This is a genomic window from Zymomonas mobilis subsp. pomaceae ATCC 29192, from assembly GCF_000218875.1.
In the GTDB taxonomy this organism is placed as follows: domain Bacteria; phylum Pseudomonadota; class Alphaproteobacteria; order Sphingomonadales; family Sphingomonadaceae; genus Zymomonas; species Zymomonas pomaceae.
Genome location: NC_015709.1, coordinates 623,771 through 644,351, shown reverse-complemented (window position 1 = coordinate 644,351; position 20,581 = coordinate 623,771). Strand labels below are relative to the sequence as shown.

General features: G+C 43.4%; 15 protein-coding genes and 2 tRNA genes. 6 read left to right on the top strand and 11 right to left on the bottom strand.

What is annotated here, in order from left to right:
- Nucleotides 1-14: 14 nt before the first annotated feature.
- Nucleotides 15-638, bottom strand: coding sequence for a nitroreductase family protein (locus ZYMOP_RS02850; RefSeq protein ID WP_013933853.1), 624 nt, complete (start codon nt 636-638; stop codon nt 15-17).
- Nucleotides 639-673: 35 nt separating this feature from the next.
- Nucleotides 674-1,432, bottom strand: a complete 759-nt coding sequence (locus tag ZYMOP_RS02845) for a dienelactone hydrolase family protein (RefSeq protein WP_013933852.1) — start codon at nt 1,430-1,432, stop codon at nt 674-676.
- A gap of 293 nt (nt 1,433-1,725) precedes the next feature.
- On the opposite strand from ZYMOP_RS02845, the gene ZYMOP_RS02840 reads away from it, so the two are divergent.
- The 5 genes from ZYMOP_RS02840 to ZYMOP_RS02820 are packed head-to-tail and all read left to right on the top strand — an operon-like array spanning nt 1,726 to nt 8,519.
- Nucleotides 1,726-2,157 (top strand): EF-hand domain-containing protein, encoded by a 432-nt coding sequence (locus ZYMOP_RS02840; RefSeq protein WP_013933851.1) that lies wholly within the window; start codon nt 1,726-1,728, stop codon nt 2,155-2,157.
- Nucleotides 2,158-2,186: 29 nt separating this feature from the next.
- Nucleotides 2,187-2,537 carry a copper-binding protein gene (locus ZYMOP_RS02835; RefSeq protein ID WP_013933850.1) on the top strand — a complete coding sequence of 117 codons (351 nt, stop codon included), beginning with the start codon at nt 2,187-2,189 and terminating at the stop codon, nt 2,535-2,537.
- 60 nt (nt 2,538-2,597) lie between these two features.
- The gene (locus ZYMOP_RS02830; protein WP_049778861.1) at nt 2,598-3,830 is read left to right on the top strand and encodes a TolC family protein; all 1,233 of its coding nucleotides are present in this window, start codon (nt 2,598-2,600) and stop codon (nt 3,828-3,830) included.
- A 1-nt stretch (nt 3,831) separates the two neighbouring features.
- On the top strand, nt 3,832-5,382 hold the full coding sequence (locus tag ZYMOP_RS09635) for an efflux RND transporter periplasmic adaptor subunit (RefSeq protein WP_013933848.1): 1,551 nt from the start codon (nt 3,832-3,834) through the stop codon (nt 5,380-5,382).
- A complete protein-coding gene (locus ZYMOP_RS02820) occupies nt 5,379-8,519 on the top strand; it encodes an efflux RND transporter permease subunit (protein ID WP_013933847.1) in 3,141 nt (1,046 codons plus the stop codon). Before ZYMOP_RS09635 ends, ZYMOP_RS02820 begins: the two co-directional genes overlap by 4 nt.
- Before the next feature lie 43 nt (nt 8,520-8,562).
- On the opposite strand, the gene ZYMOP_RS02815 is transcribed toward ZYMOP_RS02820, so the two are convergent.
- The 7 genes from ZYMOP_RS02815 to ZYMOP_RS02785 all read right to left on the bottom strand — a co-directional run bounded on the left by ZYMOP_RS02815 (nt 8,563) and on the right by ZYMOP_RS02785 (nt 19,377).
- The gene (locus ZYMOP_RS02815) at nt 8,563-10,224 is read right to left on the bottom strand and encodes an acetolactate synthase large subunit (protein ID WP_013933846.1); all 1,662 of its coding nucleotides are present in this window, start codon (nt 10,222-10,224) and stop codon (nt 8,563-8,565) included.
- Between the two features lie 62 nt (nt 10,225-10,286).
- On the bottom strand, nt 10,287-11,234 hold the full coding sequence (locus ZYMOP_RS02810) for an AEC family transporter (RefSeq protein ID WP_013933845.1): 948 nt from the start codon (nt 11,232-11,234) through the stop codon (nt 10,287-10,289).
- Nucleotides 11,235-11,487: 253 nt separating this feature from the next.
- On the bottom strand, nt 11,488-12,813 hold the full coding sequence (locus ZYMOP_RS02805) for a Gfo/Idh/MocA family protein (protein ID WP_013933844.1): 1,326 nt from the start codon (nt 12,811-12,813) through the stop codon (nt 11,488-11,490).
- A 906-nt stretch (nt 12,814-13,719) separates the two neighbouring features.
- Nucleotides 13,720-15,066 (bottom strand): methylenetetrahydrofolate--tRNA-(uracil(54)-C(5))-methyltransferase (FADH(2)-oxidizing) TrmFO, encoded by a 1,347-nt coding sequence (gene trmFO, locus ZYMOP_RS02800; RefSeq protein ID WP_041581662.1) that lies wholly within the window; start codon nt 15,064-15,066, stop codon nt 13,720-13,722.
- A gap of 66 nt (nt 15,067-15,132) precedes the next feature.
- Nucleotides 15,133-17,823, bottom strand: a complete 2,691-nt coding sequence (gene gyrA / locus ZYMOP_RS02795; RefSeq protein WP_013933842.1) for a DNA gyrase subunit A — start codon at nt 17,821-17,823, stop codon at nt 15,133-15,135.
- Between the two features lie 155 nt (nt 17,824-17,978).
- The gene (locus ZYMOP_RS02790; protein ID WP_013933841.1) at nt 17,979-18,404 is read right to left on the bottom strand and encodes an organic hydroperoxide resistance protein; all 426 of its coding nucleotides are present in this window, start codon (nt 18,402-18,404) and stop codon (nt 17,979-17,981) included.
- A gap of 271 nt (nt 18,405-18,675) precedes the next feature.
- Nucleotides 18,676-19,377: a YfdX family protein gene (locus ZYMOP_RS02785; RefSeq protein ID WP_013933840.1), complete on the bottom strand. Its 702-nt coding sequence runs from the start codon at nt 19,375-19,377 to the stop codon at nt 18,676-18,678.
- Nucleotides 19,378-19,766: 389 nt separating this feature from the next.
- On the opposite strand from ZYMOP_RS02785, the gene ZYMOP_RS02780 reads away from it, so the two are divergent.
- A tRNA-Val gene (locus ZYMOP_RS02780) sits at nt 19,767-19,841 on the top strand.
- 158 nt (nt 19,842-19,999) lie between these two features.
- Here the strand turns inward: ZYMOP_RS02780 and ZYMOP_RS02775 are convergent.
- A tRNA-Arg gene (locus ZYMOP_RS02775) sits at nt 20,000-20,076 on the bottom strand.
- A 133-nt stretch (nt 20,077-20,209) separates the two neighbouring features.
- The gene (locus ZYMOP_RS02770) at nt 20,210-20,533 is read right to left on the bottom strand and encodes a DMT family transporter (protein WP_013933839.1); all 324 of its coding nucleotides are present in this window, start codon (nt 20,531-20,533) and stop codon (nt 20,210-20,212) included.
- Between the last annotated feature and the right edge of the window lie 48 nt (nt 20,534-20,581).

The following is a 20,581-nucleotide window of genomic DNA, read 5'->3' as shown; positions in this document are numbered from 1 at the left end:
TAAGGCTAAAATACTTACTTGATTTTGAAATAACCTTCACCTGTCATTTCATGAATAGGGCGTCTTAAATTCGAGAATTTCATCCTCTTGAAATGTGATTCTTCTAATTGGGCGGTTGGACTGGGGTGTCCTACCGCAATTGCGGCATCTAAATGATAACATTCAGGAACGTTCAGCATTTCTCGTGCTTTATCGAAGTAAACCCCTGTCATCGGTCGGGTTGCCAGTCCCATTTGTGTTGCCTGTAAAGCCATAGCCATCCATGCCGCACCGGCATCAAAACTATGACTTGGGGCATGTTGCTCTTTGTCACTATTCGGCGATTTCAGGATCGTGCGTGAAATGATAAAAATAATAGCAGCGGCTTGCGATGCCCAGCTACGATTGCCTTCAAAAAGCAAATCAATAAACTGTGGCCAGAATTCCGTGTCCCTCATCGCATAAACAAAGCGCCAAGGCTGTGAATTATAGGCAGAAGGCGTCCAGCGCGCCGCTTCTAATAAGGAAAAAAGGGTCTGCTCACTAATTTTTTCAGAAGTAAAAGATAAGGGCGACCAGCGTTTTAAAAAAACTGGATCGATGGGATAATCGGCGATACGCGCTAACGCCTGTTTATTATCTAAATCAGAAGCAGGCATTTTTTAAAATTCCTAGATTAGGTAAGTGCATTCAATCAAACCTTTAAATAGTGGTCGAAAAACTGGACTAAATTTTTGAAGGCTTTTTCTGAAGCCTTTTGGTCAAAGGCGGGTGAATCCGGCATCGTATATCCATGCCCTGCATCGTAAATAATATTTTGATAATTTATCTGTCCCTCTGCAAGCGCTTTACCTAACTGATCAATGGCAGATTGCGGGTTTAAGGCATCTTCTTTTGCATGACCAAGATAAACGGCTCCTTTTATCTTTTTTACGAGATGATCGACTGAATCAGCTTCTCCGGTAACATAGTTTGCCCCATGAAAACCGGCCGCAGCGACAATATGTTCAGGATATAACGCCGCTAAACGAAGCGCAAAAGGCCCAGTCATGCAATAGCCGACGACCCCATAGTGATGGGGTATTACGTGCGGATTATGCTCTAGCCAGTCAATAATATAAGAAAAATCTTGTTCCTGTGCTTTTGTTGTTAAAGTCGCAGCGAGCTCACGACGTTTGGTGAAGGTGGGTTCTTCCGCTACCGGAATAGTGGGATCAATCACAGGAGCCGTTCCCTCTCGATAGTAAATATGGGGCATCACCACATAATAGCCTTGTGCTGCAAGACGTGAAGCCAACTCATCATAGACGGAGCGCGGGCCGCGAATATCGGTAAACAAAATAATAGCGGGTAATAATGTCGGCTGTGAAATTTTATTCTTAGGATAAAATATATAACTATCGATAGATATAGTGGCCGCAGGAATATCTATTCTTTCAGAGAAAATATCCATATTCTATCCCTAAATAAAAACAGATTCGGTATTATAATGCCTTATCTGTAGCTAAAATTACGCATAGAGCTGAAAAAAATATCAAAAACGAAGAAATACTACAGAGTATTTTTAGCATATCACAAAATAGCCTCGTTTTTTTTATAATGCTTGGAATGTGTTTTAGTTTCTCGGACAGTTTTTCTATTTTTGAAAAATAATCTGTACAGATCTCTAAAATTAATAAAATTTTATAAATTACTTCAGTTTTTACGAAAAAAACCATTCTTAGAAGTCATGGTAGGAGGTTGGTTATGAAAAATAAATTACCGTTTATTATAAGCGGTGTAGCTATCTTAATAGCAGTCGGTGTTTTTTTTGTAAGCCGATCAGGCCGGGCTTCTGACCTTATATCAGAATCGATGAAATCAGCTTCTCCGGTAAGAATCTATGCACAAAAGGCTAAAGAGTCCTATCTTGCGGATAAATCCAAGCGACATTTTGAACATTATGATCTTGACCATGATCAAAAAGTAAGTCGAGATGAGTATCTGGCTGGACGAAGACGTTCTTTTAAACGATTGGATAAAAATCAGGATGGTGTTTTAAATTTTGATGAATATGCTGCTTCTGCCATGAATCGTTTCGATCAGGCCGATCATAATCATGATGGTTTCTTGAATATGGAAGATTTTGCCGTCATTGATAACCATAAGGGGCAAGACGAAAAAGGCGTTGAACCATAAATTGAGCCTATCTGTTTAGGAGATATACGATGCGCCCATTAGTTCATTCTGTTGCTTTTTTATCTTTTATAGCAACCGTTCCGGTTATGCCTGCTCTGGCACAAACTGATATGGATAGGATGTCTATGGGACATGGGACCCATAGTAAAAATACTTCGGAAACAATTTATAGCGCACAAGGAACCATCAAGGCGCTTGATAAAACGACAGTAGCGATAGCCCATGCGGCGATTCCTGCATTAAGTTGGCCACCAATGACTATGTCTTTTAAGCTGGCCGATAAAAAACAGGCTTCTCTTTTAAAAATAGGGCAAAATGTCCGTTTTTCATTCAAGCAAGTAGCAGAGGGTTATCAAATAACCTCTATCTCTCCTAAATAATATAGGTGTCTATTGCGGCAGGCTGGATATAAATCTTTAATCACTGCTCGTGTTATAAGCATGGCTCTGACCTATGGCATTGGGACTTTCTTTTTTACAGCCACGTCTGCTTTTGCCACTGAATATAGTTTAGATCAGACGCTTGCTTTTGCTGAAAAATATTCAGCGGCCTTATCTGCCAATAATCATGAAATCCATGCCTTACATAATCAGGCCGATTCGGCCATGCAGTTGCCCGATCCGAAATTAAGATTTGGCATTGATAATGTGCCTGTTGAGGGCCCCAATAATGGCCGTTTTACCCGTAACGAAATGACGATGGAACGGGTCGGTTTTATGCAAGATTATATTAGCCGAAAAAAGCGCGCGAGACAGTCGGATTCGTTTCTGGCACAGGCAAGACAAACAGAATCAGATAATGATGTCATCCGTGGCAGAATACAAAGAGAAGCCGCACAAGCATGGCTGGACTTGGCCCTATCGGAGAAAATTCTTAAATCTGCCGAAAATTTAGTCGCTGAAACGACCAAGCAAATCGACTTACAGAAGGTTGGGGTTGCAACTGGACGCACTCTTGCCAGTGATGTGCTGGATATAAAAATTACGCTGTCAGCCATGCAGGATAAAGTGACCAATGCCGAGAGAGATATGCTGATTGCTAAAGCCCGTTTAGCAGAACTGACAGGTAAAGATATCGACTCTATCGCAGGTGCCTTGCCTTCTTTTAATCATTTACCTTCCAATGAAAGAACTCTGGCATATGGGGTTTCCCATCATCCAGAAATTATTGAAGCGAATAGAACCGCCGATGTCGCCAAAGCGCGCTCTGCCCAATCTGCAGTCGCCGCTATTCCTGATGTCGGGGTCGAACTCTACTATGCTAAACGAAATGGCTATGAAGATATGGCCGGTATCATGTTTACGGTCGGTTTACCTATTCTTCAGTCCCATCGACAAGATAAAGACCATGAAGCTGATCTTGCCCGCATGATGGCTGCGAATGATCAGATAACCCTGTTAATGCGGGATCACACGGCCCAAATTCATACCCTTGTTGCGGAATATAATGCCGCTTATGCGCGATGGAAAAGACAGACGGATGAAATTCTGCCTTTGCAACATCAAAAAGTTACTTTGATGGAAGCCCAATTCCAAGCCGGAAAATCCAATTTATCTGCTATTTTAGAAGCACGTCGTCAGTTGCTGGATAGTGAGATTGAGGCTGGTAATGCGGAAAAAGATGTCGCCAAGATATGGGCGGCTATCCGATATCTTATTCCGCAGGATATTTAGGATGAGCCGTGCTTTTCAGCTATCCCTTGTTATTCTAGCCGTGATGGCCGCTAGTGGTCTGGGATATGTTGCCGGCGGCAAACATCATTCTGCCACAGAATCCAGCCCCAAAATAGCCGCTTCGGATAGCGATAAAGCGCGTAAAATATTATATTGGTACGATCCGATGAAACCGGAACAACGCTTTGATAAACCCGGTAAATCGCCTTTTATGGATATGGATTTATTGCCTCGCTATGCGGATGAAGCAGGGGAGGCGGATGGCATAGCTATTAGTGCACGCCAACAACAAAATCTTGGCGTCAAAACGCAAGCTGTTCAGTTTAAATCCTTGCAATATCAGATGGATGCCTATGGCACGGTTACGACGGATGAAAGAAGTAAGGAGACTATACCCGCTAGTGCCAATGGCATTGTCGAAAAACTATTTGTAAAAGCCCCCGATCAATTCGTCACAGTCCATCAAGCTTTGGCCTTGTTATGGATTCCTGAATGGACTGCCGCACAACAAGAATATCTTGCAATAACAAAATTGGGTGATCCGTCATTAACGGCGGCAGCAAGACAGCGGCTGCAATTACAGTTCATGCCTGAAGCTATAATAAGAACGGTTGAAACGACCCATAAACCGCAAAGTCGCATTATGCTGCGGGCAACAAAAAGCGGGTATGTCAGTAAGCTTAATATACAAGAAGGGGCGCAGGTTAGCTTCTCTCAACCTTTATTTGAATTAGCCAGTCTCAATCCTGTCTGGATTGTTATCAGTTATCCAGAATCACAGGCGGCCTATTTGACGCCAAACAGCGCCATTATCGCCACTAGCAGCAGTTGGCCGGGAAAAAATTTCTACGGTAAAGTCAGTGAATTGCTGCCTAACTTGGATATTGAAACACGAACCTTACAAGCGCGGGTTATCCTTGATAATCCGTCCTTCCAATTAAAGCCTGGCATGTATGTTAATGTCAGATTGACGAAAGCAATAACCCCTAAAGCGGTTCTCGCCATTCCTGAAGAAGCGCTTATTCTGACCGGCAGTAAAAATATTGTTCTGGTCTCACAGGGGCAGGGATATTTTAAGCCGGTCGAGGTTGTCGCCGGTCTCCGTCAGAATGGCTGGGTGGAGATTAAAGAAGGTCTGTCTGAAGGTCAGTCTGTTGTGACCTCAGGACAATTCCTGATTGATTCAGAAGCTAATTTACGCAGTGCTTTACCGCAAATGGCAGGTGATAAAAAAACAGATCAAAATCATAATAAAAACGAAAGTGATCAGAAAAAACAAAATCAGCAACAGCCTGTCTATTCAGGGGAGGGGATAGTGAAGGCGATTAGCCACAAAACTATAACCTTATCGCATAAGGCTATACCGGCTTTAAAATGGCCTGCGATGACGATGGATTTTATGCTGCCTGAAAAAGGCCTTCCTTCAGATATTACAGTTGGAAAAACAGTAATGTTCCGTTTTATCCTGAATGATAGTGGGGCGCGTATTATTGATCTTATGCTGATGAATTCTTCTGATCCTATGGCCTCTATGAAGGCCGGTGGCGCATGATCGCGGCTGTTATCCGTTGGTCTTTAAAAAACAGACTTCTCATTATCCTGATGGCTGTCCTGTTAGCAGTCTTGGGATTTTGGAATTTAAAAGATACCGCCCTAGACGCTTTACCAGATCTTTCCGATGTTCAAGTTATTGTCCGCACCAGCTATCCTGGAAAGTCGCCTCGTACCGTTGAAGATCAGGTTACCTATCCCTTGACGACAACGATGCTTTCCGTGCCGGGTGCCAAGACCGTGCGGGGCTATTCGATGTTCGGCGATTCTTATGTCTATGTTTTATTCGAAGATAAGACCGATCTTTATTGGGCTCGATCACGGGTATTAGAATATCTTAGCCAAATTCAGTCTAGCCTTCCCACCGAAGCAAAAGCGAGCTTGGGCCCTGATGCAACAGGGGTCGGATGGGTGTATGAATATGCTTTGGTTGACCGGACAGGACGCCATAGTCTGGCTGATTTACGTGCCTTACAAGATTGGGTGCTACGATATGAATTAAAAACGGTCGCCGATGTTTCAGAAGTGGCCAGTGTAGGCGGCATGGTCAAACAATATCAGGTTGTTCTCCATCCTGATCGTTTGCGTGCTTTAAATATAACGCATGAAGCGGTCATAACAGCTCTTAAAAAGGCCAATCAGGAAGGCGGCGGCTCGGTCATTGAGATGGGAGAGGCCGAATATATGGTGCGGACCTCGGGCTATCTCAAAAATTTAGAAGACTTTCAAAATACAGTCATTACCGTTCGATCCGCTATTCCTGTCCTTCTTTCTGACGTTGCGACTTTACGGATAGGCCCCGAAATGCGGCGTAATGTTGCAGAATTAGATGGAGAAGGTGAGGTCGCAGGCGGTATTATTGTCATGCGTTACGGTAAGAATGCCCTTCAAACTATCAATGCCGTTAAAGAAAAAATTAACCAGATAAAGAAAACTTTACCTGCTGGAGTCGAAATAATACCTGTTTATGACAGGTCACAACTGATTAATCATGCTGTTGATAATTTATCCCATAAATTAATTGAAGAATTTATTGTTGTTACAGTTATTTGTTCTTTATTTCTCTTTCATCTGCGGTCAGCGCTTGTCGCTATTATTACCCTACCATTGGGTATTTTGGGCGCTTTTATTATCATGCGCTATCAAGGGGTAAATGCCAATATCATGTCTTTAGGCGGTATCGCTATCGCTATTGGCGCTATGGTCGATGCGGCCATTGTTATGATAGAGAATATGCATAAAGTTTTGGAACAGTGGAAACATAACCATCCGAATATCCAGCCTTCTCCCGCTGATTACTGGCATATATCCGAAATCGCTGCGCTTGAAGTCGGCCCCGCACTGTTCAGTAGTTTAGCTATTATTACGCTTTCTTTTGTGCCTGTTTTTTCACTTGAAGCGCAAGAAGGGCGAATGTTTTCGCCGCTGGCCTTTACCAAAACCTATGCAATGGCCGTATCGGCAGGCTTGGGTATTACGCTTGTTCCGGTTTTGATGGGCTATTTTATTCGGGGCAATATTCCTGATGAAAAGGCTAATCCCCTTAATCGCTGGTTGATTGCCGGTTATGAACCTATTTTAGCCTTTGTTTTGAAAAAGCCGAAAAGCATTCTGCTTATGGCGGCGTTACTATTGGCGGTGACCGCTTATCCCCTCGCAAGATTAGGTAGCGAGTTTATGCCTTCGCTTGATGAAGGCGACTTACTTTATATGCCGACAGCCTTACCGGGAATTTCCGTACAGAGTGCAACCACACTGTTACAGCAAACGGACAGGCTCATAAAAACCATTCCCGAAGTAGAGACCGTATTTGGTAAGGCTGGACGCGCAGAAACGGCCACCGATTCTGCACCGATGACGATGTTGGAAACTACCATCCGTTTTAAGCCCAAAGCGCAATGGCGGGCGGGTATGACGATGGATAAACTTGTCAAAGAACTGGATAATACCGTTAAAATTCCAGGTATCGCCAATGTCTGGGTACCCCCTATTCGTAATCGTCTTGATATGCTTTCAACGGGTATCAAAACACCCGTTGGAATCAAGGTGAATGGTAATGACATTAATCAGATTGAATCTGTTGCTGAACAGATCGAGCGGGCTGTAAGGCATGTCCCCGGTGTGACGTCTTCTTTAGCAGAACGTTTAACCGGTGGCCGTTATATTGATATTAATATCGATAGGAAAAAGGCGGCGCGCTATGGCGTATCCGTCCAAGAATTACAGTCATTAGTGGCCACGCTCATCGGGGGCGAAAATATTGGTGAAACCATTGAAGGGCGAGAGCGCTATCCTATCAATGTTCGTTATCCAAGAGAATTACGGGATTCCGTTCAGGCCATCCGTGATTTGCCCGTTGTAGCCGAGAGTGGGGCGCAGATTAGTCTTTCTGAACTAGCCTCTGTAACGGTAGCCGAAGGGCCGCCTATGTTAAAAAGCGAGAATGCGCGTCTCTCGGATTGGGTATATGTTGATTTGCGGGGGAGGGATTTAAAGTCAGCCGTTATTGATATGCAAAAAGCGGTAGATCAGCAAGTAAAACTACCGCAAGGCATTTCTCTCAGCTGGTCAGGTCAGTTCGAATATATGGAACGCGCCACTGCACGACTTAAAATTGTGTTACCTTTTACTTTGGCGATTATTTTTTTACTACTTTATATGACCTTCAGCCGTGTTCGAGATGCCTTGATGATCATGGGTAGTTTGCCCTTTGCCTTGATTGGGGGGGTATGGCTTCTTTATATATTGGGTTATAATCTATCAGTAGCCGCAGCAGTGGGTTTTATTGCCTTGGCAGGGGTGGCCGCAGAATTTGGCATTATTATGGTACTCTATCTTAATCAGGCAGTTGCAAAATATCAGAAAGAGGAGGGCGCTTTAACGGATGAAAAAATCCACCAAGCCATCCATGAAGGGGCCGTGCTAAGAGTGCGCCCCAAAGTCATGACAGTTGCAACTATTATGGCGGGATTATTGCCTATCATGTGGGGAAGTGGCACCGGTTCCGAGGTTATGCGTCGCATTGCCGCCCCGATGATTGGCGGTATGGTGACGGCACCTTTATTATCCATGTTGGTAATACCCGCAATTTATTCTTTATTACGCCATAACCAGAAATCAAAAGCACAGGATATTTAAAAATATCCTGTGCTTTTCTATTTGTTGAGGATAAATTAGACCATTAAATTGTAATGGTTAATTCACCTAATTTATCGGTCAGTTTATTATTTTCTGAATAATCAACAGGGCACGCAATAATAGAAACGCCTTCATCCGCTAAGGCTTTTTCAATTGTTGGCAACAGATCATCCGCTTTTTCGATCTGATACCCTTTGGCACCAAAACTTTCCGCATATTGCACGAAATCAGGATTAGTGAAATCAACATCCCGATGCCGCTTCATTTCCAGATCCATTTTCCATTTGATGAGGCCATAGGCATCATCAACCCAGACCAAAACAACTAACGGAATTTTTTCACGGATAGCGGTTTCAATTTCCTGAGAATTCATCAGAAAAGATCCATCGCCCATAACGGCCAGTATTTTGCGTTCTGGGCAGGCTAACTTAGCCGCCAAAGCACCCGGAAGCGCAAAGGCCATAGTCGAAAGACCATTAGAGATAAGACAGGTTTGCGGCTTTTGAGCGGGATAAAGGCGTGCCATCCACATTTTGATGGCACCGGTATCCGCAAGCACGATGTCATCATCCTCCATAGCCCTGCGAATATCTGAAATAATCCGCTGTGGCTTCATCGGGAAGCTTTGGTCGTGGGCATTTCCTTCCAATTCTTCTTTTTTAATCTGCTTGATTTTTGCATGATTGTTGAATTGGGGTAATTTGACCTTTTTCAGACCTTCAATCAACGCTTCTAACGATTTATCAATGTCCGCCTCGATCGCAATATCTACGGGATAGGCGGCATCAATATCTTCAGCAAAATGATGAATATGAATGATTTTTTTATCATGCGCTGGATTGATTTTAGAAGGCGCAAACTCCTGTAATTCATAGCCGACGGATAGAATGACATCTGCCGCATCAAAGGCAAAATTTTCATAGTCACGCCGCATAAAACCGGCGACACCCAACGCATTGGGATGACGATCTGGAATAACGCCTTTTGCCATGAAAGTTGTGGCAACGGGTATATCTAAAAGTTCCGATAAAGCGACCAACTGTTTAGACGCATGATTACGGGCAACCCCATGTCCTGCCAGAATAATAGGTTGTTTTGCTTTTTGAATCAACGCAATAGCGGCGGCTACCTGATCGGCATCTGGGGCAGTTTTGTGAACAGGATGAACCGTAATCGGCTTCAAGGTCTCTGAAACAGCCGATTCTTCTAAATCCTGAGGCACTGCAAGATAGACAGCCCCTGGACGTTCACGCTGTGCCAGATCAAAGGCTTTTCGCATCATTTCAGGCACAGAAGCCGGCGTCAAAATTGTATCCGACCATTTCGTGACAGGCGCAAACATGGCCTGTAAGTCAATATACTGATGTGACTCTTTATAAATACGGTTTAATCCAACTTGGGCACTGATCGCTACTACCGGTGTACTATCCGTTTGAGCATCCGCAACGCCTAGTAAAAGGTTAATCGCGCCAGGCCCCAAGGTTGCGGTACAAACACCCGCTTTTCCTGTAAGCCGTCCATACATATCCGCCATAAAAGACGCCCCTTGTTCATGGCGCACCAAAATGAAACGGATAGTTGAACCAGCCATTGCATCAATCAGACGAATATTTTCTTCGCCTGGAATTCCAAAAACATACTCAACGCCTTCGGCTTCTAGGCATTGCACTAAGAGCTTTGCCACCGTAGACTGTGCATCAGACATAAAAAAACGACCTTTTTTTTGATACTTTCCGATTCCAAAAAGCCGGCCTCTCTTACATCTATTTATAGAGTAATTAGAAGAATAAATCCTCCCATAGTGATAATAGAGAAAATTGTACTAAAAAATAACGTCGAGGCCATGTCTCGTTCAGATGAACCATAGCGAATAGCAAGCATAGTCGTGATGGCAGCGCTTGGAATAGCCATAGTAATAGTAGTCTGAGCAATATTAGCGTGCGGTATTTTACTTAAAAAAGCGATACTCCATATCGCTAGAGGCATAACAATATTTTTTGATACCACCAATGTTATCACTTTAAAGTTTAAAGTTACTTTATGTGAAAACAAAATAATTCCAGAAGAGAATAATGCAACACCACCGCTTGCTTTTCCTAATAGCATTAAAGAAGATTTAAGCGCTTCTGGTAAAGGGATTGAACAAAAAACAAACAGAATGGCGGCAATAGGCGCGATAACGATAGGTTCTGTAAAAGCGTGGATAATATGCTGAAAAAAAGAAGACGGGTGAGGGGATGTGTTTTCGGTATCGGCTGTTGCAGTTGAAGATAAAAGCATGACGGTAATTGGCACCTGAACGATGTTCATCATCAAACTACAGATAGAAATCAATAATATACTGGAAGAGCCAAAAAGATGGCCTAAAACGGAAATGCCAACAAAAGGTACCGCAGGGGCACCCACGGATAAAGCACATAATGCGGATTCATTAACAGGACATCGCCCTAAATAACGAGCTATCAGAAAAGTAATGCCGTACCCTCCTCCCATGCCTAGTAATAATAGAATGACAACAGGCCCTGATGAAAAAATCTGCGTTTTAGGCATGGATAAAATGCCCGCAAATAAAGTCATAGGAAGCGCATAGCGTAATACCATCTTATTAAAGATAGCCGCTTGCTTGGCATTAAAATCCTGACGCCAGCCAGCAAAAAAACCCAACATCAAAGTCGTTATAATAGGCAATAACGCTGTTATGATGACTTCTGGCATTCTTATCCCCCGGCTATCCGCTTGGTGCTTTTACAGGATTGGAATAAATTAACAAACTATGTCTAAAGCGGATCTGTTTTTATAAGAACGATAACAGGGAAAAGAATGCTTAATCTTATTAAGAAAGCGCAGGGGTAATAAAAACACGCCGCCGATGATAATCGGCGACGTGCAAAATATTCTATAATGTGCAGGGTTTATAACCCAGACTATAGAAGGATTTTCTTCTGATCGTTTCTCTCTAGAGAAAAAATCAATAACCACCCTGGCGGACATAGCCCCAGTCAGTATTAACAGGGCGACCCGTGCGGGCAGCTTCGTAAAATGCCATGATAAGGCGAACGTCCTGCATACCTTCTTCACCCGGGCTACGGACGGCGGTATTATTAAGCACCGCCTCGGCAAGGTGATCCAGCTGAGCAGAGAACTGATTGTTAGCCGGCATGATGAACTGTGGCATCATAGACTGGTTAGCATGGCCTGGCGTCTGAACAGAAATCAGATTCTGGTAATAACCAGTTGCTGGATCCATCAACAATACCGCTTTGTCACCTTGAACTGAAAAGCGTGAAGTCGTGGTAGTTGAATAAGAGGATGCACCATGAGCCAGCGCACCACTTCTAAAGCGCATCTGCCACATGATACGATCTTCAACTTCACGGAAGCGATCGTCATTAGGATCACTATAGATCGTTGCCCGTACTTCGATCGGTTCTTCACCTAACAGGTAACGCGTACCATTCAGGCCATAAATACCAATGTCCATCATGGAGCCACCGCCTGCAAGCGCGTGACGCAGACGCCACTGCTGAGCCGGATCATTAGGATCCATAACGTCTGAGTTATCGGTGGTTACCATGCCGAGTTTACCCAGCTGGTTATCACGGATCAACTGAACCGCAGCGCGATTCATTGGATCATAATGGCACCGATAGCCAATCATCAGCTTTTTATTAGCAGCTTTACCGGCTGCAATCATACGCTGACAATCAGCAACTGAGGTCGCCATCGGCTTTTCACACATTACATGCTTACCGGCTTTGAAAGCCCGAACAGCAAATTCAGCGTGAAGCGAATTTGGCAGGATGATATAGACAGCATCGATCTTGGGATCATTAGCAATCTTGTCAAAGTTGTCGTAATTGTAGATTTTACGGGGATCAACACCATATTCAGCAGCGACCATCTTGGCCTTGCCAGCGTTACCACTGACTAAAGCTTCAATGCGAGAATGCTGACATCCGGCAAAACCTGGCAGAATCTGGTTAAGGGCATATTTACCCAGACCAACGATCGCATAACCGAAACGGCGATCTTCTGGCATCGGACGAATAGCATAAGGTATTGGTCGACCAGCTGGGGTCAATGGAACCTGATTAACTTCCGGGGGAAGGGCTGCTTGTGCTTTTGAAGCTGACAATCCGCTAGCCAAAGCCCCTGCAGCTGCCAGTCCCATACCACCACCCATAAGAGCACGACGCGTCATATCAGGGGTATTTTTAGAGAGAGAGGCTTTATCGACGGTATTCGGGGATGAAGTTGCCTCTGTATTGTCTGAAGACGAGATATTATCCGTCATAGTAGCATTTTCTTCCTTACTGCCCGTAAAGCCAAAAGAGATAACTTTGATTTTTACAACTTTACATCAAAGCTTTTCTTATCGCTTTTACGGATTACACCGAAAAAATATTCGAAGAATCCACCGCTGTCTTATATTTCACTAAAGGTTTTTATTTCGATAGACGGTTTAGACTGGAAACGGCTTTAATACGACCTATCTCATTCAGCAATATCATTCGCCGATAGAATATATTCGGAGGATGCCTGATCCTTACTTTTTGTACTATTATTATACTAGAATACTGTCGTTGTCAGACAATTTTGTAACATAGTATTGTAAAATAAAATAGCGGGTTTTCTCCAAAAAAATTAAATATTGATCATAATATTTATATTTTTCCCCAAAAATTATAAATGTAAACTTTATAATTTAGCCTTATAAATTGTAAAACAATGTATATAATATTTAATTTATTTCTAAAATGTTACATAAAAACTAAATTTTATGACAAGGCATTTCAGACATTATAATCAAGAAAGATTGAGAAATTTTTATAAATTTAAGTTTATAGGATAATTGCTAGCAAAAGACTTTTGTCTTCTTAAGAAGATTTATGCCTCTTTTAATAATTAAATAATATTTAATTAGATAAAATATCTTAAGCTTATACGAAATATTTAATCAAAAAATAGCTTATAAAGTAGAAAAATAGCTAATTAAAAGCGCCATGATTGGGCTGCTCTTTAAATTTGACAACACAATTTAAGGTATAATTATTGAATGAATACCAATAACTATGCCTAAAATGACTAAAGGTAAGCAGAATAATATTGAGTGATGCGCGCTAATTTCAGGCTTTTTGCCTGTTAACGATGCCGAAATTTAATATATTATTTCAGCGCTAAGGGCGCCTACACGGAAAAATCAAACTTTCTCTTTCAAGAAAGGCTCTTCTTTTTTCCATGCTTCTAACGCTTGACGGGCACGTTCAGCCATCATGGATTTGCGCTGTTTTTTGGGATGCTTTTCTTCAATGGGCGGAAACAGCCCAAAATTGATATTCATCGGCTGATAATGGTCAGGATCCGCATTTTGAGTGATATGTCCTAATAAAGCACCAAGGGCTGTTGAAGCCGGTGGGGGCGTTATCGACTGTTGTAATTTATCAGCGGCTGTAAAAATGCCCGCCAGAAGACCGATACTAGCCGATTCAATATAGCCTTCGCAGCCTGTAATCTGGCCCGCAAAACGGACGTCGGGGCGGCTTTTTAAACGCAGATGCGTATCCAATAAGACAGGGGAACGAATAAAGCTATTACGGTGCATACCCCCAAGACGCGCAAATTCAGCCTTTTCCAATCCGGGGATCATACGGAAAACACGTACTTGTTCAGCGTATTTTAGCTTGGTTTGAAATCCAACCATATTCCAAAGCGTTGCGAGGGCATTATCTTGCCTTAACTGCACAACAGCATAAGGCCAGCGTCCGGTACGAGGATCGTCAAGACCAACAGGCTTCATCGGCCCATAACGGAGTGTATCGATACCGCGTTCAGCCATGACTTCGACGGGCATACACCCTTCAAAATAAGGGGTATCTTTTTCCCACTCGCGAAAATCGCCTTTTTCACCCGCTAACAAAGCCGCGTGAAAAGCAAGATATTCATCCTTGTTAAAGGGACAGTTGATGTAATCATGACCATCGCCTTTATTCCAACGAGATTGAAACCAAGCGATGTCCATATCAATGGTTTCGCGATGGACAATAGGGGCAATCGCATCGAAAAAGGATAAGGCATCGCGGCCCGTAAGGTCAGCAATTGATTCTGCGAGCGTGGATGCTGTTAAGGGACCAGAGGCAACAATAGTCGTATCCTCTGGATTTATTTCTTGGGATAAGTGGTCAACTCTTTCCCGAGAGATTTCGATTAAAGGATGGCTGGTGAGGGCTTCTGTAACGGCTTCTGCAAAGTGATCCCGATCTACCGCTAGCGCAGAACCCGCAGGCACACGATGACGATCAGCCATAGTTATGATGAGAGAACCCATCTGACGCATTTCAGCATGTAAGACACCGACGGCGTTACTATTGGGGTCATCCGATCGGAAGCTATTAGAGCACACTAATTCGGCTAATTTATCGGAACTGTGAGCCGGTGTTTTTTCCAGCCCACGCATTTCATAAAGTCGAACCGGCACCCCGCGCGAGGCTAGTTGCCATGCCGCTTCGGAACCCGCCAGACCACCACCAATAATAGTTACAGGACGCATTATTACCATTCATTCAATGTCAGGATTGAGAAAATAAACCCAAAAGATAAAGAGGAAACCTAATTATCAGGCTTCTTCTGTCACAGAAGGGCTTTCTTCTTCGTTTTCTTCAGTATTATCATCATTGATACGCGCTGCTGAAACAACCTTTTCACCATCCGCCACATTAAAGATAGTAACACCTTGCGTATTACGACCCGCAATACGAATGTCAGTAACGGTTGTCCGAATGACTTTTGCCTGATCGGTAACCAGCATTAACTGATGACTGTCATCAGCAGGAAAGCTGGCGACCACGTGACCGTTACGTTCCGAAGTTTCGATGTTCGTAATACCTTGCCCACCACGATTGCTGCGTCGGTATTCATGAGAAGAGGTGCGCTTACCATAGCCATTGGCTGTAACCGTCAGAATAAAATCTTCAGCTTCCGCAAACGCCTTCATCTGATCTTCTAACAATTCTGGTTCGGCGGGTTCATTCTTCCATGCAGCAGAACGAAGATATTTATCACGATCTTCCGTTGTAGCTTCAAAGCTACGTAAGGTTGAAAGTGAAATAACCTCATCATCATTCTTTAAGGTAATACCGCGCACACCTGTAGAGGTTCGGCTTTGAAATACCCGCACATCAGTGGCTGCAAAGCGAATAGCTTTACCAGATCGAGTAGCAAGAAGTACATCGTCATATTCGGATAGTAAGGTTACCCCGATAAGGCGATCTGGCGTGTCTTCTTCGAAACGGATAGCAAATTTACCATTGCTGGGGACATTGGTAAATGAATCCATGGAATTACGCCGTACACTTCCTTTTGCTGTTGCAAACAAAACGTGAAGATTACCCCATTCGGATTCATCTTCAGGTAACGGCAATACTGTCGAAATAACTTCGCCTTCGGCTAAAGGTAAGAGATTAACCATAGGGCGACCCCGTGCCTGCGGCGCACCCTCGGGCAATCGCCACACTTTTAGACGATACACCTTGCCATGATTGGAAAAGAAGAGAACCGGCGTATGGGTGCACGTTACAAAGATGTTGGTGACCGCATCTTCATCTTTGGTAGCCATCCCTGAACGACCTTTACCGCCCCGATTTTGGGTGCGGAAAGTATCGAGCGGCGTACGCTTGATATAACCGCCAAGCGTAACCGTGACGACCATTTCTTCGCGCTCGATCAGGTCTTCATCTTCAATAGCATCACTGGCTGCCACAATTTCAGTACGTCTTGGGGTCGCAAATTGTGCCTCTACCTCATCAAGCTCTTCTAGCATTATCTCATAAAGACGTTCACGATTCCGAAGCACTTCCAGTAATTCGCTGATGGAAATAGCCAGTTTTTTCAGATCTTCCCCGATCTGATCGCGTCCCATCGCCGTAAGACGGCTAAGCCGTAAGGCTAAAATGGCATCAACTTGCGCTTCCGACAGCGTATATTCACTAATATCTTCAAGCGTTTCTACCGCTTCAACCAATTTGATATAGGGCGTGATTTCAGAGGCTGGCCAATGGCGCGCTAAAAGTTCGCTATGCGCCTCGGCGGCTGTAGGCGCAGCCCGAATAATGCGTACGACTTCATCAAGATTAGTAACTGCGATAACCATACCTAATAAGGAATGGGCGCGTTCTCGGGCTTTAAAGAGGTCGTATTTTGAACGACGAGTGATAACTTCTTCGCGGAACTGCACAAAAGCAGCAATAATATCTTTTAATGACAGCGTTTCAGGACGGCCGCCATTTAAAGCTAGCATGTTCGCCGGAAAGCTACTTTGGGCAGGAGTATGACGCCACAACTGATTTAAAACAACATCCGGGGTCGCATCCCGTTTTAGGTCGATAACAACCCGAACCCCTTCACGATTGGACTCATCGCGAATGTCGCTAACACCTTCAATTCGTTTATCTTTTGCTGCCTCGGCAATCTTTTCAACAAGGGCGCTTTTACCTACCTGATAAGGAATTTCAGTCAGAACAATAGAGCGCCGATCACCCCGCTTTTCTTCGATTTTATACCGTGAACGGATAATGACAGAACCACGACCCGTCTGATAAGCAGAACGAGCACCGCTATGCCCTAAAATAATACCACCTGTAGGAAAATCAGGCCCAGGCACAAAACGGATAAGATCATCTACTGAAATTGCTGGATCAGCAATATAAGCCCGACAGGCTGCCAAAACTTCCCCTAAATTATGGGGCGGAATATTGGTTGCCATACCTACCGCAATACCGCCTGCACCATTGACTAACAGATTAGGAAAACGGGCAGGTAATACCTGTGGCTCCTCGCGCGAACCGTCATAATTAGGTGAAAAATTGACAGTATCACGATCTATATCCGCTAATAGCATCATAGCAGCGGGTGAAAGTCGCGCCTCGGTATAACGCATCGCTGCCGGTGCATCGGGGTCCATAGAACCGAAATTACCCTGACCATCGATCAGAGGTACACGCATCGACCAGTCCTGCGTCAGACGGGCTAATGCCATATAAATAGCAGAATCACCATGAGGATGGAAATTACCCATCACTTCACCGACGATTTTCGCCGATTTACGATAGGGGCGTCCCGGAATAAAACCGCCTTCTTGTGACGCAAATAGAATACGTCTGTGAACAGGCTTTAAACCGTCACGAACATCAGGTAAGGCACGGGATACAATGACAGACATAGCATAGTCGAGATAACTCGACTTCATTTCATCAATAATTGAAACAGGCGAAATGTCGTTATTGTCTATGGACGGCGGTACGCTGGCCAAGGGATCATATCTTCCGATTTAAGTGGACATAAATAAGCGTTTGGGAAACGCTCATCCTCTTCTAGCGTAAGACAACCTCCGGCGCCACCCCACATAACGGGGAATAGGCACCGAAAGCCCGATAAATCCATAAAAAATTAGGATAAATCGTCCTATTAGACGATTTTCAAACCCACATTAACATTATTGCGGGTTGCATTAGAGTAAGGGCATACCTGATGGGCAGCCTCTACCAGTTTTTGGGCGTCTTCTTTGGGAACCCCCGGCAGATGGATCGCTAAATCGGCAGTAATGCCGAAACCGCCTTCTGAACGGGGGCCAATGCCAATAGTAGCTTCAACCGTTGCATCGGAAGGTACCGTTAATTTCAATTTAGGGGCTACCGCTTTCATCGCGCCTAGGAAACAGGCGGAATAGCCCGCTGCAAAAAGCTGTTCAGGATTATTGCCTTCGCCGCCTGGACCTCCAAGCTCTTTTGGGATAGTCAATTTGACATCTAATGAGCCGTCTTTTGTCCGTGAACGGCCATCGCGGCCACCCGTGGCAATAGCTGTAGCATGATATTTGGCATCAACAGGCATGGGAATGCTCCTTATAATTTCTAAGACAGATATTACCCTATCTGTCTTATTAAACTGAAAACCGCAGTCCTTTATGCTTAAAGGATTACCGCTCCTGTTGACCAAAAGTCATAAAAGATAAGGCTTCTGATCAAGCGTTCTTTAAATGAAACGCATAAATCGCTATCCCTTTCCGAATTTTTTTCATTTTTTGAAAATTACACTCTAGTTTTGGAATATAGCCCCCTATTCAGAAGGCTATATTCATCTAAAACTTAAAGCCTTATTGCCTTTATCCGGCTTTATGCGTGCGGGTGGCTGGTTTGTGGTTTGAGGTAGGTAGAGCCTTTTCCACATCATCATCAGAAACAAAAACGAGGCTATCAATCACTTGGTCAAGGGCCTGAGAAGCCTTTTGGGCCTGTTTACCTTTTGCCAATAGTGTTGCTTGGCTTACCGCCTTTTCCGTTTGATCCAGCGGGGCGAGAGCGACGACAAAATCCGTTTCCTCTCCAATGACCCGCATTGTCTGCACAGCCTGTTGGTTTTTCCCTGCTTTTAACTGATTATTTGCCGTTGTCACAGCCTGTTGTTTTTCAGGTGCCAGAGTCTCACCTATAAAGAATTCACCGCCCACAGGTACCCAAGTAACGGGAGATGCGGCTGGACTGTGCGATGCAGAAAGCGGATGTTGTGGGGCAGGATGTAGATCATTTTCTGCCGCTATGAATTTTTTACGTGCGCTGCCTGCTGCGGTAAGCCGCTTTGTTGCACTACGTAACATAGGTAGCGCCGCTGTTGTCTGACCTGAATCCAGAATATGCTTCGCCTGTAAAATATCAACCATAGCATATTGGCCATCGATTGAGAGATGATCCAATGCCCGATCTGCTTTGTGTTCTTCCCATTTTGTATGAATAGAAGAGGCCGGTGACGCCAAAGAAGGCGTTGTCGCCAAAACGGCTAGGGCTGTTAATGACATGAACAAACGCATAGCGGTGTTTCCTTTCCCGAACCCCCTCTCAAAGGTCTATCTATTTTCTTAAAGAAAGCATTTCAAGGAAAATTCATTGCAAAAGGAACATAATGCAAAAAATTACTTATATTTGAAATAATAAATATAAGAAAGTGCAATGATTACTTTATTTTAAAATATTATGTTATTTATAAATAATCATCAAATTTTTCATAATTATTTTATATTATAGTTTTTTATATTTATGGGATTATAATAACCATTTAAATTTTAAGCAATAATGCATACTAGTATTTTAAAAATTGGCTTATAGTATAAAGATAAGAGATATTTTTTCCTATTTTGAAAAAAATAGAAAAAAAAGCTTGCATCCTTACGCTATTATCAATAGGAACCGCTCCCACGGAGGACGCGTAGCTCAGTGGTAGAGCACTGTGTTGACATCGCAGGGGTCGCAAGTTCAATCCTTGCCGCGTCCACCAGATTTCTTTGATGAAATCCAAAACAGCCATGCTTTAGAGCAGAGGCTGTTTTTTTTTGAAAATTGTGCCCTCAAGAGGGTGCGTTAAAGAATACACTGTCCTTATTCTTAGGGCAGTGGCTATTATTATTTCGTATTTTTCGGATAGTCTTCTAGGAATGGTGCCCCCGAGAGGATTCGAACCTCCGGCCTGCGGTTTAGGAAACCGTCGCTCTATCCTACTGAGCTACGGGGGCAAACATTGCCTCTCTATAGTTTTACAAACCAGTCGTCAATATGAAGATAAAATACAATAATTTATCAATAATATTGACAAATTATTTAGAATTTAAAGTAAAATTTTTCTTAATGTTTAAAATTTTATGTATCTTATTCTTCAACATTAAATATTTTCATTAAAATAAGACCAGATATTATCAATAAAATTGATAAAATGCGAAAGAAATTTACTGGTTCTTTAAGCAGTATTATGCCTGCGATAAAGCTACCTATTGTACCAATACCTGTCCAAATTGCATAAGCACTTCCTAAGGGCAGCGTTTTCATTGACCACGACAATAAACCAAAACTGGCAAACATGGTAATAAACATAATGATCGTCGGAAGTAATCGGGTAAATCCTTGCGATTGCTTCATAAAATAAGCCCACACGACTTCTAACAAACCGGCAATCACTACCAAAATCCATGCCATGCAAAATTCTCTTAAGATTTAAGATGAGAGCGCTGATTTAAATTATTT

Coding starts and splice junctions, on each gene's coding strand:
- ZYMOP_RS09635 (WP_013933848.1), top strand. CDS start 3,832: ATGAGCCGTGCTTTTCAGCTATCCCTTGTTATTCTAGCCGTGATGGCC.
- ZYMOP_RS02830 (WP_049778861.1), top strand. CDS start 2,598: ATGGCTCTGACCTATGGCATTGGGACTTTCTTTTTTACAGCCACGTCT.
- ZYMOP_RS02840 (WP_013933851.1), top strand. CDS start 1,726: ATGAAAAATAAATTACCGTTTATTATAAGCGGTGTAGCTATCTTAATA.
- trmFO (WP_041581662.1), bottom strand. CDS start 15,066: ATGCGTCCTGTAACTATTATTGGTGGTGGTCTGGCGGGTTCCGAAGCG.
- ZYMOP_RS02790 (WP_013933841.1), bottom strand. CDS start 18,404: ATGCCTGTTGATGCCAAATATCATGCTACAGCTATTGCCACGGGTGGC.
- ZYMOP_RS02835 (WP_013933850.1), top strand. CDS start 2,187: ATGCGCCCATTAGTTCATTCTGTTGCTTTTTTATCTTTTATAGCAACC.
- ZYMOP_RS02810 (WP_013933845.1), bottom strand. CDS start 11,234: ATGCCAGAAGTCATCATAACAGCGTTATTGCCTATTATAACGACTTTG.
- ZYMOP_RS02785 (WP_013933840.1), bottom strand. CDS start 19,377: ATGCGTTTGTTCATGTCATTAACAGCCCTAGCCGTTTTGGCGACAACG.
- ZYMOP_RS02845 (WP_013933852.1), bottom strand. CDS start 1,432: ATGGATATTTTCTCTGAAAGAATAGATATTCCTGCGGCCACTATATCT.
- ZYMOP_RS02805 (WP_013933844.1), bottom strand. CDS start 12,813: ATGACGGATAATATCTCGTCTTCAGACAATACAGAGGCAACTTCATCC.
- ZYMOP_RS02815 (WP_013933846.1), bottom strand. CDS start 10,224: ATGTCTGATGCACAGTCTACGGTGGCAAAGCTCTTAGTGCAATGCCTA.
- ZYMOP_RS02820 (WP_013933847.1), top strand. CDS start 5,379: ATGATCGCGGCTGTTATCCGTTGGTCTTTAAAAAACAGACTTCTCATT.
- ZYMOP_RS02770 (WP_013933839.1), bottom strand. CDS start 20,533: ATGGCATGGATTTTGGTAGTGATTGCCGGTTTGTTAGAAGTCGTGTGG.
- ZYMOP_RS02850 (WP_013933853.1), bottom strand. CDS start 638: ATGCCTGCTTCTGATTTAGATAATAAACAGGCGTTAGCGCGTATCGCC.